The 15,762-nt window shown below is 36.9% G+C and carries 17 protein-coding genes and 2 other annotated features; of the genes, 3 read left to right on the forward strand and 14 right to left on the reverse strand.

Features of this window, described 5'->3' with window-relative positions:
* The first annotated feature begins 40 nt into the window (after positions 1 to 40).
* Complete coding sequence (locus V179_RS0119675; protein ID WP_034302053.1) at positions 41 to 223, forward strand: YlaF family protein; 183 nt, start codon at positions 41 to 43, stop codon at positions 221 to 223.
* A gap of 353 nt (positions 224 to 576) precedes the next feature.
* On the opposite strand, the gene V179_RS0119680 is transcribed toward V179_RS0119675, so the two are convergent.
* Positions 577 to 1,389 carry an inositol monophosphatase family protein gene (locus V179_RS0119680; protein ID WP_028392991.1) on the reverse strand — a complete coding sequence of 271 codons (813 nt, stop codon included), beginning with the start codon at positions 1,387 to 1,389 and terminating at the stop codon, positions 577 to 579.
* Between the two features lie 463 nt (positions 1,390 to 1,852).
* Positions 1,853 to 2,050, reverse strand: a complete 198-nt coding sequence (locus tag V179_RS0119685; RefSeq protein ID WP_028392992.1) for a hypothetical protein — start codon at positions 2,048 to 2,050, stop codon at positions 1,853 to 1,855.
* A 184-nt stretch (positions 2,051 to 2,234) separates the two neighbouring features.
* On the opposite strand from V179_RS0119685, the gene V179_RS0119690 reads away from it, so the two are divergent.
* Positions 2,235 to 2,867: a YktB family protein gene (locus tag V179_RS0119690; protein WP_028392993.1), complete on the forward strand. Its 633-nt coding sequence runs from the start codon at positions 2,235 to 2,237 to the stop codon at positions 2,865 to 2,867.
* A 180-nt stretch (positions 2,868 to 3,047) separates the two neighbouring features.
* On the opposite strand, the gene trpA is transcribed toward V179_RS0119690, so the two are convergent.
* The 9 genes from trpA to V179_RS0119735 form a co-directional block, all read right to left on the reverse strand.
* Positions 3,048 to 3,833 (reverse strand): tryptophan synthase subunit alpha, encoded by a 786-nt coding sequence (gene trpA / locus V179_RS0119695; RefSeq protein WP_028392994.1) that lies wholly within the window; start codon positions 3,831 to 3,833, stop codon positions 3,048 to 3,050.
* On the reverse strand, positions 3,823 to 5,034 hold the full coding sequence (gene trpB / locus V179_RS0119700; protein WP_028392995.1) for a tryptophan synthase subunit beta: 1,212 nt from the start codon (positions 5,032 to 5,034) through the stop codon (positions 3,823 to 3,825). Before trpB ends, trpA begins: the two co-directional genes overlap by 11 nt.
* Entirely contained in the window at positions 5,031 to 5,648 is a 618-nt protein-coding gene (locus tag V179_RS0119705) for a phosphoribosylanthranilate isomerase (RefSeq protein WP_028392996.1), read from the reverse strand. The genes trpB and V179_RS0119705 overlap by 4 nt, the downstream gene beginning before the upstream one ends.
* Positions 5,638 to 6,432: an indole-3-glycerol phosphate synthase TrpC gene (gene trpC, locus V179_RS0119710; RefSeq protein WP_028392997.1), complete on the reverse strand. Its 795-nt coding sequence runs from the start codon at positions 6,430 to 6,432 to the stop codon at positions 5,638 to 5,640. Before trpC ends, V179_RS0119705 begins: the two co-directional genes overlap by 11 nt.
* Complete coding sequence (trpD, locus tag V179_RS0119715) at positions 6,433 to 7,458, reverse strand: anthranilate phosphoribosyltransferase (protein WP_028392998.1); 1,026 nt, start codon at positions 7,456 to 7,458, stop codon at positions 6,433 to 6,435.
* Positions 7,442 to 8,041, reverse strand: a complete 600-nt coding sequence (locus V179_RS0119720; RefSeq protein WP_028392999.1) for an anthranilate synthase component II — start codon at positions 8,039 to 8,041, stop codon at positions 7,442 to 7,444. Before V179_RS0119720 ends, trpD begins: the two co-directional genes overlap by 17 nt.
* Positions 8,025 to 9,419: an anthranilate synthase component I gene (gene trpE / locus V179_RS0119725; protein WP_028393000.1), complete on the reverse strand. Its 1,395-nt coding sequence runs from the start codon at positions 9,417 to 9,419 to the stop codon at positions 8,025 to 8,027. The genes V179_RS0119720 and trpE overlap by 17 nt, the downstream gene beginning before the upstream one ends.
* Positions 9,420 to 9,578: 159 nt before the next feature.
* Positions 9,579 to 9,901: a binding site (T-box leader), on the reverse strand.
* Positions 9,902 to 9,939: 38 nt separating this feature from the next.
* Positions 9,940 to 10,169 (reverse strand) — a binding site (T-box leader).
* Positions 10,170 to 10,231: 62 nt separating this feature from the next.
* Positions 10,232 to 10,507, reverse strand: a complete 276-nt coding sequence (locus V179_RS0119730; RefSeq protein ID WP_028393001.1) for a UPF0223 family protein — start codon at positions 10,505 to 10,507, stop codon at positions 10,232 to 10,234.
* A 58-nt stretch (positions 10,508 to 10,565) separates the two neighbouring features.
* Entirely contained in the window at positions 10,566 to 11,525 is a 960-nt protein-coding gene (locus tag V179_RS0119735; protein ID WP_028393002.1) for an NAD(P)H-dependent flavin oxidoreductase, read from the reverse strand.
* A 234-nt stretch (positions 11,526 to 11,759) separates the two neighbouring features.
* Here V179_RS0119735 and V179_RS0119740 point away from each other — a divergent pair, with 234 nt between their 5' ends.
* On the forward strand, positions 11,760 to 13,217 hold the full coding sequence (locus V179_RS0119740; protein ID WP_028393003.1) for an aminotransferase class I/II-fold pyridoxal phosphate-dependent enzyme: 1,458 nt from the start codon (positions 11,760 to 11,762) through the stop codon (positions 13,215 to 13,217).
* A 581-nt stretch (positions 13,218 to 13,798) separates the two neighbouring features.
* Here the strand turns inward: V179_RS0119740 and V179_RS0119745 are convergent.
* The 3 genes from V179_RS0119745 to V179_RS0119760 all read right to left on the reverse strand — a co-directional run bounded on the left by V179_RS0119745 (position 13,799) and on the right by V179_RS0119760 (position 15,641).
* Complete coding sequence (locus tag V179_RS0119745; protein WP_028393004.1) at positions 13,799 to 13,930, reverse strand: GapA-binding peptide SR1P; 132 nt, start codon at positions 13,928 to 13,930, stop codon at positions 13,799 to 13,801.
* A gap of 497 nt (positions 13,931 to 14,427) precedes the next feature.
* The gene (locus tag V179_RS0119750) at positions 14,428 to 14,559 is read right to left on the reverse strand and encodes a GapA-binding peptide SR1P (RefSeq protein ID WP_028393004.1); all 132 of its coding nucleotides are present in this window, start codon (positions 14,557 to 14,559) and stop codon (positions 14,428 to 14,430) included.
* 950 nt (positions 14,560 to 15,509) lie between these two features.
* A complete protein-coding gene (locus V179_RS0119760) occupies positions 15,510 to 15,641 on the reverse strand; it encodes a GapA-binding peptide SR1P (protein ID WP_028393004.1) in 132 nt (43 codons plus the stop codon).
* Positions 15,642 to 15,762 lie beyond the last annotated feature (121 nt).

Consider the following 15,762-nt stretch of genomic DNA (forward strand, 5'->3'; position numbering starts at 1 on the left):
AGAAATTCTGTACATTATAAATAAATAAAGAGGTGAAATCATGAATATTAAATGGAATTTCCTTGTATTGGCATTATTAGCAGTTATCTGTATAAGCGGAATTGGTATTGCAATTGCAGAAAAAAGCATCACAATTGCCGCTATATGTGTTATAGCTTTAACAGTTATTATGGGGTATGGGTTTACCCAAAAGAAAAAATTACGTGAACAAGGAAAGTTATAGAAAAGAGCGTCAAAAAAAGGTTGAGCTTATACTTTGTCCGCCGTTTATTTTGTCATTTATATACAATTTAAACAATTTATTAAAAAAATTAGTTCAGCCACGTTATCGGATTTTTTCGATCAACAATAAAGTGAAACTTCCATTTCGCTCGGTAAGTTTCACTTTATTGATAATTCTCGAAATTTGAGTATTTCAGCTTGAATGTCAAGTTTGAGACTAACATATTAAGATGCGAAATTACAAGAGATACTTTTACTTCTCATATGCAGAGAGCAACAGACAATTGCGCTAATATCTACAATAATACACCTGATAATTAGCAATTAAGATTTCAGCTGGTGAACTTACTAAGTTTAGTATTTTACAGTTGGCCAGCCATTTTGGAAATATGTTTCAGAAATCGCTTGATGAAGACCCGGTTTAGAAACAAACAATGATGAGCCATTTAAATAATCAAGTGGATTTCCTGACATCGTTGTTATTTCACCGCCTACTTCTTCAATTAAAATGGAACCTGCAGCAAAATCCCACGGTGCAAGTCTCATTGTCATATAAGCATCTATTCTTCCGGAAGCAACAAAAGCCATTTCAATAGCTGCCGATCCATATGATCTTGTACCCCTGACATCCTTTATTATAGGTGTAAGAATCTGATGATCAACCCTTTTATTTTCCATAAGCCAGGTGGCATTAATTGACAGTATCATTTCTGAAATCGATACTTTTTTCAAATTCGTCAGTTTCATATTATTTAAATATGCACCTTTACCCTTAATTGCATGATACAGTTCATTTTGTACAACATCATAAATAAGTCCAATTTTGCCGACACCATCCTCATAAATTCCAATGGATATTGCAAAATTCCGTTGTTGATGAACAAAATTCATCGTCCCATCGATTGGGTCAATAATCCAAACAACGCCCTTTAAGTCCGTAATCCGTTTCCCCATTCCTTCTTCCCCCAAAATTCGATGAGTAGGAAACGTTTCAGTAATGTTATCAAGAAAAAATTGCTCGATTTCTTTATCCATATTGGTAACTAAATCATTGGCGTTTGCCTTAGTTTCAATATTGAGGTTCTCTTCAAATGATGATTTAAGTCTTTTTCCCGCGGTCATGATCCAATCCTTTGCATATGTATCAATCTCTGAATAATTCTCCATCATTTTATCCTCCAGACATAGATGTATAAAATCTACTAACGATAATTCGTACTTCAAGAATAATGGAAACATTGTCCTGTATCAAGTTTTATCATATCGTATTATTCAATTGGAACCTGATCTTACTTCACATTAAGTGTTCCCATAATCAAACTAATTTACAAATTGAATAGGCACATTATAAAAGCTATTCATTTTAAATAGGGAAAGCAAATAAAATTTCATATTGATGGTACTACTGCCCGGAATATGGGATAAGCCAAAACAGCGTTATATGTAAAGCTTAGCTGCAATAAATATTTTATTACCTTGTTCACATGTTTACCCACCTTGTCCTATGACGAAAAGCGGACACCATTTACTTTAAAAAAACGGTGTCCGCTCAGCTATATTTAACTTTCATAAAACAACTATGGTGAATCCAACAATGCTTCGTTTCTTTCTTGATCATAATTACTATAAATTACAGTGCCTTTAGTTTTACAAGCTCATTCCGAATACGTTCTAATTTTTGCTTACACTGATTTTTCTTCTGATCATTTTCTTCCTTTATTGCTTCAAAAAGAGTAGCCAATTCATAATCCATTTCCATTCGAAGCACTGCTTTTCGGTGTTTTTCAACTTCTTTAGCTTTCATTGCTTGATTCATTACTTGTTTCATAAATAATTAACTCCTTTCAGTAATTGACCAAATTTTCTGTTTTTTTATTACATTCTATGATTTCACTGTGAAAATCGTAACTAAATTGTGCTCTAACCTATACTCAAGTTTTTGTAATCTGATTTTTTTAATTATGTTTTTACCTATGCTACAATAGCCCTTAAAGGAACTAAGGAGGAAAAAAATGAACGTAACATGTTTTTCAGCTGCAGATTTTGACGTATTTAAAATCGAAGGACTCGATAATCGAATGGAAGCACTCAAAGATCAGATTCGCCCTAAACTAGATGCACTTGGGAACCACTTTGCAGGTGAACTTTCCACAATGACTGGTCAAGAACTATACCCACACATAGCTAAACATTTAAGACGAACCATCAATCCACCAAACGATACTTGGGTTGCTTTCGCCGCTAACAAACGAGGATATAAAATGATGCCTCATTTCCAAATTGGTTTATGGGGTAGCCATATGTTCGTTTGGTTTGCTGTCATTTATGAAGCTCCCATGAAGGTTCAGTTCGGTCAAACACTTGAAAAATCTGTGAAAAATATTAATAAAAACATTCCTGCCAATTTTGTGTGGTCGTTAGATCATACAAAACCAGAAGTGATTCCCCATAAAACGCTATCTGTGGAAGATTTAACTGCTATGTTCAAAAGGTTGCAAGAAGTAAAAAAAGCGGAAATTCTTTGTGGTATTAAAATCTCGCGTGAGGATGCTATTAACCTCTCAGACAGTGATTTTATCAATACTATTCATAATGCTTTTGTCCATTTAATACCCTTGTACACACTAACTGAAACATCCCTTTAAAAATCTGATTTCATATGCAGGATATCCAATTATACGTTGGACAAAAAAAGTAAAGGAGGTTGTCTCAAATGTAAGAATTTAACTTCGCAACTCAACTTTCCAGTTTTGCTACGTGTTTTTAATACGTTCACTGGTGTCGTTTACGAAGTCAGACCCTTTTGAGACATCCTCCTATTTAAATTAATAGATTACTTTTTTACTAGCTAAAATTAATTCATCAATCTCTTGATAATTCTCTGTTTGCAGACTTTGTATGATTTTACTCCCAACAATCACACCATCACAATATAACGAGGCTCTTTCTACATGTTCAGCAGTTGAAATACCAAAGCCCGCTAGGACAGGGATAGAACTGGCCTCCCGAATTCTTTTTAAGTAAAGACCAACTTCTTCTTCAAAACTTTCACGAACACCTGTTATTCCTGTTACAGTGACTGCATAAATAAACCCTTCCGCATTTTCAACTATTTTTTCAATTCTATCTTGAGAGCTAGTTAACGTAACCAATCTGATTAGCGGGATTTTCACCTTTTTCAAATCTTGTACAAGAATCCCTTCTTCTTCTATCGGTAGATCTGGTACAATACACCCTGAAACTCCAGCTTTAGCACAGTCATTGCTAAAATTGCTTATTCCATATGCAAGTAAAGAATTTAAGTAGGCCATAAAAATAATTGGAATCTCCACTTCTTCTTTTATTTCGATTAGCTTGGCAATGATTTTTTTTAAGGTCACTCCTTCTGCTAATGCACGCTTGCCTGCAAGCTGAATAATTGGACCGTCCGCAACAGGATCAGAGAAGGGAATACCTAATTCAACCGCGGTTGCTCCTGCATTTTGCAAACGAAGTAGGTCCTCCTTAAGCTTCTCTAATCCTCCATCCCCAGCCATAATATAGGGAATGAATGCTTTTTCTTGCCTTGCATGTAATTCAGCTAATGTCTCTTGTAATGATTTATTCCCCATCCTTGTGCCCTCCTAGTAATGAACGAACTTGTTCAACATCCTTATCCCCTCTACCCGACAAGCAAATTACAAGCCCTTCATCTTCCTTCATTTCTTTGGCTATTTTCATCGCATAAGCTATAGCATGTGAACTTTCTAAAGCAGGAATAATCCCTTCCTCCCTAGATAAAAGAACAAATGCATCCAGTGCTTCTTCGTCCGTAACTGAAGTATACGTCACTCGATTTTCGTCTTTTAAAAAACAATGTTCAGGGCCTACACCAGGATAGTCCAGCCCTGCTGAAATGGAATGCGCCTCTTGGATTTGACCATCTTCGTCTTGAAGCAAATACATCAATGAGCCATGAAGAACCCCTTTCGTTCCTTTTGTCAGACTTGCTGCATGTTTCTCTGTTTCGAGCCCGCTTCCCGCAGCCTCAACACCGATTAACTTCACAGAAGAATCTGTAAGAAACGGGTAAAACATTCCCATTGAGTTACTTCCTCCTCCAATACAAGCAACAATCGTATTAGGCAACTTCCCTTCTTTTTCCTTATATTGTCGTTTTGTTTCATAGCCGATTACACTTTGAAAATCACGAACAATTTGTGGAAACGGATGAGGTCCTAACACAGATCCCATAATATAATGGGTATCTGCAACATTGGAAACCCAATATCTGAGTGCTTCATTGACAGCATCCTTTAATGTGCCACTTCCCTGATCAACAGAAACAACTTTCGCACCGAGTAGTTCCATGCGGAATACATTTAATTTCTGTCTCCGCACGTCTTCACTCCCCATAAAAATGACACATTCTAGTTTTAATAACGCACACACTGTTGCAGTTGCAACTCCATGCTGACCAGCACCTGTCTCTGCAACAATTTTTCGTTTTCCCATCCTATTTGCTAATAATGCTTGACCAATCGTATTATTTATTTTATGGGCACCTGTATGATTTAAATCTTCACGCTTTAAGTAAATTTTCGCACCACCAGCAATCTTTGTCAGATTTTCCGCATAAAATAATGGATTTTCTCTCCCAATATATTCTTTCAAGTAATATTGAAGCTTTTCCTGAAAATCTGGATCATGCTTTGCTTCCTCGTATACGGTTTCTAGTTCTAATACTGCCGTCATTAATGTTTCTGGAACAAAGCGACCACCATATTCACCAAAATGTCCCGTTTGGTCTGGCCCACTATACGTGCTTATCATATTAATTCCTCCTTCTTATATTGAGCTCCTTTAATAAAAGCATTGATTTTTATCAAATCTTTTGTTCCTTCTGTTTCTACTCCACCTGATACATCAACAGCGTAAGGTTGAATGAGCTTAACAGCCGTTTCTACGTTTTCAGGTGTTAATCCCCCGGCAAGGAAAATATGATTACTATATGGTAATTTCCCCATCATTTCCTCCCAATTCAGAGTCATTCTTATAGGAGCTATCTGATTTTTCGGTAAATCAAGTAGAAGATACTCCGTTTCCCATTCCTGAACCTGTTTTAAATCTTCTATAGAATGAATAGTAATAGCTTTAATAACTGGTAATGTAAGCTTACTTGCAAATTCCTGGCTTTCCGTACCATGAAGTTGAATAATATCTAGTCCCGCATATTCGGCAATTCTAGATATTTCCTCAACCGATTCATTAACAAAAACGCCTACCTTTTTTGCATTCCCCTTTAAATTGCTAATAATTTCTCGTGCTTTTATTGGAGTCACTTTCCGTTTACTTTCGGCAAAAATGAATCCTAGATAATCTGCACCAGAATCAATTGCCGTTTGTGCTGCTTCTAAAGTTGATAAACCACAAATTTTAACGTGCATAATTTTCACCTTTAAGCATGACGTCAAATTCATTAAAGCTATATTTTAGATTTTCCGCTTGCATCAAAGTTTCCCCAACTAATATTCCTTTCGCTCCAGCATCTCTAACTCGCTCAACATCTCTACGTACTTTTACTCCGCTTTCCGAGATAAAGAGTTTGTCCATCTCGAGTAATTGAGAACCTAGTCGCTCGGTTACTTCAAGATTCACTTCAAAAGTTTTTAAATTCCGATTATTAATTCCAATTAATTCAGGATCAATCGGAAGCACAGCATGGAGCTCCTCTTCGTTATGCACCTCCACTAGTACTTCTAAGTCTTCTGATTTAGCATATTGATATAGTTCCGCCAAACGATGTGCTGGCATAGCAGCTGCTATAAGGAGGATGATATGTGCTCCCGCTCGTTTAGCATGATCAATCTGTATTTCATCTATAATAAAGTCTTTACAAAGAACAGGGATTTTCACAGCTTCACTAACCTGCTTAAGATCCTCAAATGATCCTTTGAAGAATTCACTATCTGTTAAAACAGAAATCGCAGAAGCGCCATTTTTTTCATAGGCAAGAGCTTGCTTTACAGGATCCACATCTCGATCAATGTCTCCCCGGGATGGTGAAGCTCGTTTTATTTCAGCAATGATCGAAACTTTTTGTGATTCTTTCATACTTTGTAAAAGTGACCTCTTCGTATATTCTGATTGATAATTCGGAAATTTCAATTTTCTTAGTTTAATAATTTCCTCATGTTTAGCAGCAAGTATCGCCGTCAATATATTTGTCATTTACATTACCCCCGCCTTTTTATAAGTATCAGAATGTATAAGTGCTTCAAGCTTCTGCAATGCCCGACCACTATCAATGCTCTCTTTTGCTATGGCAATACCTTCGCGAACATTGTCTGTTTTCCCGTTCGCATATATTCCTAGACCAGCATTTAAAAGCACCGTATCACGATATGCACCTTTTTCTCCATGTAATATTCGAAGCATAATATCAGCATTTTCTCTTGCATCGCCACCGCGAATCATGTCATTTGTATAATACGGTAAACCAACATCTTCAGGATTTAATGTAATATGCGTTTTCTTCCCATTTTCCAACAAAATCATTGAGTTGGTCCCTTGTAAACTTGCTTCATCCATATATCCTGCACCGTTTATTATTAATGCTCTTCTTCTCCCTAACTTATCTAAAACTGACGCAAATAAATCAAGCATTTCTCGTTTATTAATACCAAGTAATTGAGAATCCAATTGAACCGGATTAGTTAACGGCCCTGTATAATTAAACACCGTCGAAATTTTCAGTTCTTTTCTTATTTTCATAATTCTCGATATATTCGGATGGACTTTTGAAGCAAACAAGAACGCAATACCGATTGCTTCTAATCTTTCTTCGATTTCCTGACTAGTTAAATGTAGATTCACACCTAATGCTTCTAATACATCAGCACTTCCTGTTTTACTAGACACACTACGGTTTCCATGTTTGGCTACTTTAATACCTGCGCCTGCCAAAACGAATGCTGAGGCTGTACTAATATTAAAACTTTGTGAACCATCTCCTCCTGTTCCACAATTATCCATCACTTGGTCAAATTGTCCGTTAACAGAGATCGCTTTTTTTCTTAGTACAGAAGCAAGACTTGCAATTTCATCTGCTGTTTCTCCTTTTGATTTAAGTGCGATGAGAAATGCAGCCATTTCGCTATCTGTAATTTCATCAGTAAACATTAAGTGGGCCGCATCTAACATTTCTTCTTGCGATAATGATTCATGTTGCGATAGTTTTTCAAGATATTTTTTCATATTGAACACCATCTTTCACATTTTTTATAAATTGTAAAAGGATTGATTTTCCAGAAACTGTGCCAATCGACTCTGGATGAAATTGCAACCCATATAAAGGATAATGCTTATGCTGAATTGCCATAATTTCACCGTCATCAGCAGCTCTTGCGAGTATTTCAAACTCTTTTGGCAAACTGTGAGCTTTTACAACCAATGAATGATATCGCATGACTTCTAAATAACTCTCTTGCGCTTCGAATAGACCTTTCCCATTATGCAGAACTACAGACGTTTTTCCATGCATGATTTGAGCAGCCCGATCCACCTTCCCGGCAAACGCACAAGCGATTGCTTGATGTCCAAGACATATACCTAATATAGGGACCGTTTTGTAAAAATGGGCAATGACTGGAATACATATCCCCGCTTCTTCCGGGCGACCAGGTCCTGGTGACAAAATGATTGCTGCAGGGCTCATCTCTTCAATTTCTTCTATAGTTATTTGATCATTTCGTTTCACAACAATATTAGGGTAAAATTCACCGAGATATTGATATAGGTTAAAAGTAAACGAATCATAATTATCAATGAGTAATATCATCTCTTTGCACCTCCAATAATGCTTTTGCTTTATTCCTGGTTTCTTCATATTCTGTAGTAGCTACTGAGTCATAGACAATACCTGCTCCAGCTTGAACATAAGCAACAGCATCTTTTATAACCATTGTCCGAATGGCTAATGCCATGTCTAAGGTACCACCAAAACCGAGATAGCCTACTGATCCTGCATAAACTCCTCTTTTTACATTTTCCAATTCGTTTATGATCTGCATGGCCCTAATTTTCGGAGCCCCTGAAACCGTTCCTGCTGGCATACAAGCGATTAAAGCATCAATACTTGTAAGGTCTGAACGTAACATCCCTTTAATTTTTGAAGTGATGTGCATCACATGCTTGTATCGTTCTATTTTCATTTGAGATGTTAATTTTATCGACCCAATTTCACACACTCTCCCCAGATCATTACGACCAAGGTCCACAAGCATCTTATGTTCTGCAAGCTCCTTTTCATCCTGAAGTAAGCTTTGTTCATACTGTAGATCTTCTGCTGGAGTGCTTCCACGTGGTCTAGTTCCAGCAATAGGATTGACCGTAACTTGCCGGTCTTTCACACTTATTAAACTTTCAGGTGAAGAACCGAGCACCGTATATTCTTCAAAATCGATAAAAAACATATATGGAGATGGATTGGATAATCTGAGTCTGCGATATGCTTGAAATGGATCAACATGAAATGGTGACTGAAATCTTTGAGATAAGACAACCTGAAACACTTCTCCCGCTACAATGGCTTCTTTTGCTTGATGAACAAGATTTTCAAAAGTTCTCTGGCTAATATTTGATTGGAAATCCAAATGCACCCTTTCGCTTTCTGGTTCTTTTTCAGTAGCTGACTCAATATTCTTCTTTAAAGCTGCCAACCTCACTTCATAATCGGAGCTACTTGTAATCAGATGAATTTTTTCTGTTAGATGATCATAAACGATAACATCTTCAAAAAGTAGAATATGTGCATCTGGCATATTTAATGTATCTTCTGGTACATCACCTATATCCTCATATTGCCGGATCATATCGTAGCCTAAATAACCAACTGCTCCACCAAAGAATGGAATGTCAAGATCGTTCACTTCAAATTCAACGTCCAGCTCTTTTTTCAATTCATCCATTAGCGCCCCAATTTCTATCCCCTTTTTTTGATTGGCGCCAATTCTTGTAGTTACCTTATCTATTGACACTAATTCCAAGTATGGATTAAACCCAATATATGAGTACCTCCCATTGTCATGATGAGAAGGTGAGCTTTCTAATAGAAATTTCTTCCCACCTGGAAGCTTTCGGAAAATAGAGATTGGTGTATGTATATCCCCTTCAACAGTCACCTTTTTGAATGTCAATTTCCTTCTTTCACTTGTCATGTTATCCCCCCTTAAAAAATGGCTCCGTTAAACTTGCCTGTTGATTGAAACGAAAGGCGTTAGCTTCCCACTCCAATCAACATAGTGCCAAAATCAACAATGAGCTTGGTCATAGCCTAAAAAACAAAAAAGTCCTCTGCATACACAATTTTTGTGTATGCAGAGGACGATTCATTTACCGCGGTGCCACCTCAGCTTGAGGATGTCTCGAATGGGTATAACTCTTACCCTATACATACAAATGTCAATTACAACACTGTATATACGGCTTAGTCTAACCCATCAGTTGGACATCCTCCTCTTTTCCAGTATAAGAAGATCCTTATACTAGTACCCGGTAACGGTGGAAGCCGTGTTCCTCTACTAATTGTTCAAGGAACCTCTCACAAGTCCATTCCCCTTTTCATATCGTACCGGCTCCCACCATCCCGGCTCTCTGTTACGCATCTGAAAAGGCTACTCTTCTTGATCATCGAATTGTCATATAATATTTTCAAAAAACACAAAAAGGGCCCCCATCCAAAAGGACGAGGAACCCGTGGTACCACCTTTATTAGCTCGAAAGCTCACTTTACAGCATCAGTTAGAATGCCTGCCTCAAATAACGATGAGACGTTCCGCCAAAGCCTACTTTACATTTCGGTTTGGAGCTCAGAAGCCCATTCGCTTATAGTTGCTCACCGATTTACACCAACCACCGGCTCTCTATAGAACAAACAATAAGGTACTCTTCTTCTTCAACGCTTTATATTCGTTTTAATAATTATTATCTTAAATTGAACAAAACACTTTGTCAACATTTTTTGGAAAATTTATTTTTTTAAAGTAATCCAGCCACCATCTTCTATTTCTTTAGCTCTTTTTAAAACTAAGTACGCTGAATACCCGCTACTAACTTGGAATTCATCCGTATAGTTTTTCTCATCAGCTTTACCGGGAACAATTTCTTTAAATCGTCTGTAAGTTTTCATAAAGTCTTCTTTACTTACACGACTTTCATAAGCTTTCTCAACACTTTCAAAAAATTTTATTACATCGACTATTTCATCTGTACTCCAAGTATAATCCATTGGATATTGATATTCCATTTATAATCACCTGCCATATTTATTTTTATCGAAAATTTTCGCGTGGATCGATATTTAACTATTTTGCCCATTTTCTTCTAGTTTCTTCCGCTTCTGAAATGATCCTTTCGAATAAATCAGCCGTAGTGGGAATATCACGAATCAATCCAAGTGTTTGCCCTGCCCAACCGAATCCTTCATCTGGCTCACCATCAATAATGAATCGCTTATTAGCCTTTCCGCTTATGTAATCTTTTAATGAGTCATACCCCAGGTTTTCCTGCTCAATTTTCAAAATGTTCTCTGTCCAGCTATTCGAAATAGCTCGGGCAGGCGCTCCAATCGATCGCTTAATTACGACTGTATCATATTCATTTCCTAGAACCAATGATTTTTTATAGGCCTCGCTCGCATGGATACATTCTTTTGTAGCAATGAATCTCGTTCCCATCTCTATTCCTTCTGCACCTAGCGCAAGCGCAGCCATTAACCCCCTACCATCAGCAATACCTCCTGCAGCAATGACAGGTATCGAAACTGCGTCTACGACCTGTGGAATTAACACCATAGTACCTATATCATCCCTGCCAAGATGTCCACCACCTTCCTGACCGACTACCATAACGGCGTCCGCGCCAATCTCTTCTGCTTTTTCCGCTTGTCTTCTAGCAGCAACAAGTACTAACTTCTTTATATGAACTCCCTGTAAAAGCTTAAAAAACGGTGTAGGATTTCCTCCAGTTACCGAAACAACGTCAATTCCTTCTTGCAGGGCTGCTTCAAGCATATGCTCATACGGTCTGCCATGCTGACCAATTGCAAAATTTACACCAAACGGCTTATTTGTCATTGTTTTAGTTTTCCGGATCTCAGCACGTAACAAGTCTGGTGTAGCTATAGACATTGCGGTTATTTGGCCAAGACCACCTGCATTCGATACAGCCGCCGCAAGGTCTGCATATGCTAAGTATGCAAGTCCTCCCTGGACAATTGGATATTGAATTCCTAATAGTTCAGTCACTCTTGTCTCCCATTTCATACATTATCCCCCTAATCTACAAATGACCTCTAAATCGAGTTTATCAACACGCAAATAATTAAGCCTACATTTACTTATACTATCATTTAATGTCCTCTAATTTTTATGAAAAAGTTCCATTACACTAAGTTCAAAGAACACTGACTAATAATTATTCTTTTCAAATAATATTGCGCATGATATAATTCATTTGTTTTCTTAATTATAAATATCTAGAAGAGGGGTAATAAACAATTGTCACAGAACGAAACTCCTTTATTCACAAGTTTAGTGAACCACGCCAAGAAAAAACCTATCCAGTTTCATATTCCTGGTCATAAAAAAGGGCAGGGAATGGATCCTGAATTCCGTGAATTCATTGGCGATAATGCATTATCGATTGATTTAATTAACATCGCACCTTTAGATGATCTTCATAGTCCAAAAGGGGTGATCAAGCAAGCTCAAGAACTAGCCGCAGAGGCATTTGGTGCTGATCACACGTTTTTTTCCGTACAAGGAACAAGTGGAGCAATCATGACAATGGTTATGACAGTTTGTGGGCCTGGTGATAAAATACTTGTACCTAGAAATGTGCATAAGTCGATTATGTCAGCGATTGTTTTTTCTGGTGCGATCCCAATCTTCATAACTCCTGAAATAGATAAAAACCTTGGTATTTCCCATGGGATTACAATAGATTCAGTCGAAAAAGCATTGAGAGAGAATCCAGATGCAAAAGGTCTTCTTGTTATTAACCCGACGTATTTCGGAGTATCTGCTGATTTAAAGAAAATTGTTGAATTGGCACATTCTTATCAAATTCCAGTTCTTGTTGATGAGGCTCATGGGGTTCATATACACTTCCATGATGAACTACCTTTATCAGCTATGCAAGCAGGAGCGGATATGGCTGCAACAAGCGTACATAAGCTTGGCGGCTCGATGACACAAAGCTCGATATTAAACGTTAAAGAAGGACTTGTTTCAGCTAATCGTGTCCAATCAATCATAAGCATGTTAACAACAACTTCTACGTCATATATTCTGCTTGCTTCTCTTGATACAGCAAGAAAACGTTTAGCAACAGAAGGGTATAGCTTGATTGACCGCTCTATTAAACTAGCGGATCAGTTGCGAGCTGATATAAATAAAATTCCATTCCTGCATTGCGTTGGAAAAGAAATTATCGGATCACCAGCCACCTTTGATTACGATCCTACAAAACTAATTATTTCGGTTAAAGATCTCGGCATTTCTGGCTATGAGGTCGAGAAATGGTTACGTGAAAAGTACAATATTGAGGTCGAGCTTTCTGATTTATATAACATCCTATGTATTATTACGAATGGTGACACGAAGCAAGAAGCAAATATCCTATTGCAAGCATTACAAGACCTATCAAATGAGTTTAAACATCTTGCTGCAAACGGGAACAAGCATATCGAAGTCCTGCTCCCAACAATTCCTGTTCTCGCTCTATCTCCTAGAGATGCATTTTACTCTGATACAGAAGTAGTAGCGATTGATGAATCTGTCGGCCGAATCATTGCCGAGTTTATCATGGTGTACCCACCCGGAATCCCTATTTTCATTCCAGGTGAAATCATTACCCAGGAAAACATTGATTATATTAAAGCGAATATGGAAGTGGGCTTGCCCGTTCAAGGTCCCGAAGATCCTAATCTTCAATACTTGAGAGTGATAAAGTGAAACTTCCATCAGTGGGGGGTCCCACTGATGGTTAGTTGAACCAATCGGGGATTTACAGGCTGTTTACACTTCTTTTACCTTTCGATAAGCAAATTTTACAGCCTGTTAAACCGGGATAAAGTGATACTTCCATCAGTGGGGTTCCACTGATGGTTAGTTAAACCAATCGGGGATTTACAGGCTGTTTACACTTCTTTTACCTTTCGATAAGCAAATTTTACAGCCTGTTAAACCGGGATAAAGTGATACTTCCATCAGTGGGGTTCCACTGATGGTTAGTTAAACCAATCGGGGATTTACAGGCTGTCTACCCTTCTTTTACCTTTACAATAAGCAAATTTTACAGCCTGTTAAACCGGGATAAAGTGATACTTCCATCAGTGGGGGTTCCGCTGATGGTTAGTCCCATACTACCATCACTAAGATCTTTGCTTTTGCTTCTATCAATCGATAATACGATACCGATTGGTAAGTTACAGTAAAACTTCAAACCACTTGCCTTCTTGGCATTTTTTTTTAATTAATAATATAAAAATAAGGCTAACCATCTGGTTAGCCTCTTATTTTTATAAAGATCATCATTAAAATTCTACTAATTCATCTTCTTCTTTTTTACTATCGCAGTGGTTGCAAAGCGCATAAAGTACACTCACTTTTTCATCTTCGAAATGTTCAATTGTTCCATTACATGTTTGACAAACTATTGTACCCATTTCTAAAACTCCCCTCAAACTAAATTGAAAACGCTTTAACAACTTATTAACTTCATAATAATATAACACAATTAATAATTCAAGTATTAATTGTATGTCACATTTATTTTTTTAATACGCGACATACGATGTGGAAAGTACATAAAAGATTAGGTATTATTATGCATCAAAAATTAATTTACGATTTTTATTTTTATTACAAATTTTTGAGAGTAAATAAAGTGAAACTTCAAACTGTGAGGATTTTATTGCCTGTTAAACCGGGATAAAGTGATACTTTAATCGGTGTGGAATTGCTTTATTCCCCGCTGATTGTTAGTCCCATACTACCATCACTAAGATCTTTGCTTTTGCTTCTATCAATCGATAATACGATACCGATTGGTAAGATACAGTAAAACTTCAAACCACTTGCCTTCTTGGCATTCTTTTCGAATTAATAATATAAAAATAAGGCTAACCATCTGGTTAGCCTCTTATTTTTATAAAGATCATCATTAAAATTCTACTAATTCATCTTCTTCTTTTTTACTATCGCAGTGGTTGCAAAGCGCATAAAGTACACTCACTTTTTCATCTTCGAAATGTTCAATTGTTCCATTACATGTTTGACAAACTATTGTACCCATTTCTAAAACTCCCCTCAAACTAAATTGAAAACGCTTTAACAACTTATTAACTTCATAATAATATAACACAATTAATAATTCAAGCATTAATTGTATGTCACATTTATTTTTTTAATACGCGCCATACAATGTGGAAAGTAAATAAAAGATTAGGTATTATTTATGCATCAAACAATTAATTTACGACTTTTATTTTTATTACAAATTTTTGAGAGTAAATAAAGTGAAACTTCCATCAGTGGAGGGTTCCACTGATGGTTTAGTTGACAAATCGGGGATTTACAGGCTGTTTACACTTCTTTTACCTTTACAATAAGCAAATTTTACAGCCTGTTAAACCGGGATAAAGTGATACTTCCATCAGTGGGGGTTTCGCTGATGGTTAGTTGAACCAATCGGGGATTTACAGGCTGTTTACACTTCTTGTACCTTTACAATAAGCAAATTTTACAGCCTGTTAAACCGGGATAAAGTGAAACTTCCATCAGTGGGGGTTTCGCTGATGGTTAGTTGAACCAATCGGGGATTTACAGGCTGTTTACCCTTCTTCTACCTTTACAATAAGGAAATTTTACAGCCTATTAAACCGGGATAAAGTGAATCTTCCATCAGTGGGGGGGTTCCACTGATGGTTAGTTGAACCAATCGGGGATTTACAGGCTGTTTACCCTTCTTCTACCTTTACAATAAGGAAATTTTACAGCCTATTAAACCGCGATAAAGTGAATCTTCAATCGGTGGGGAGTTGCTTAATTCCCCACTGATTGTTAGTCGGTATACTACTATCACTAAGATCTTTGCTTTTGCTTCTATCAATCGATAATACGATACCGATTGGCAAGATACAGCGAAACTTCAAACCACTTGCCTTCTTGGCTTTCTTTTCGAATTAATAATATAAAAATAAGGCTAACCATCTGGTTAGCCTCTTATTTTTATAAAGATCATCATTAAAATTCTACTAATTCATCTTCTTCTTTTTTACTATCGCAGTGGTTGCAAAGCGCATAAAGTACACTCACTTTTTCATCTTCGAAATGTTCAATTGTTCCATTACATGTTTGACAAACTATTGTACCCATTTCTAAAACTCCCCTCAAACTAAATTGAAAACGCTTTAACAACTTATTAACTTCATAATAATATAACACAATTAATAATTCAAGCATTAATTGTATGTCACATTTATTTTTTTAATACGCG

Source organism: Bacillus cihuensis (genome assembly GCF_000504145.1).
Classification (GTDB): domain Bacteria; phylum Bacillota; class Bacilli; order Bacillales; family DSM-1321; genus Peribacillus; species Peribacillus huizhouensis.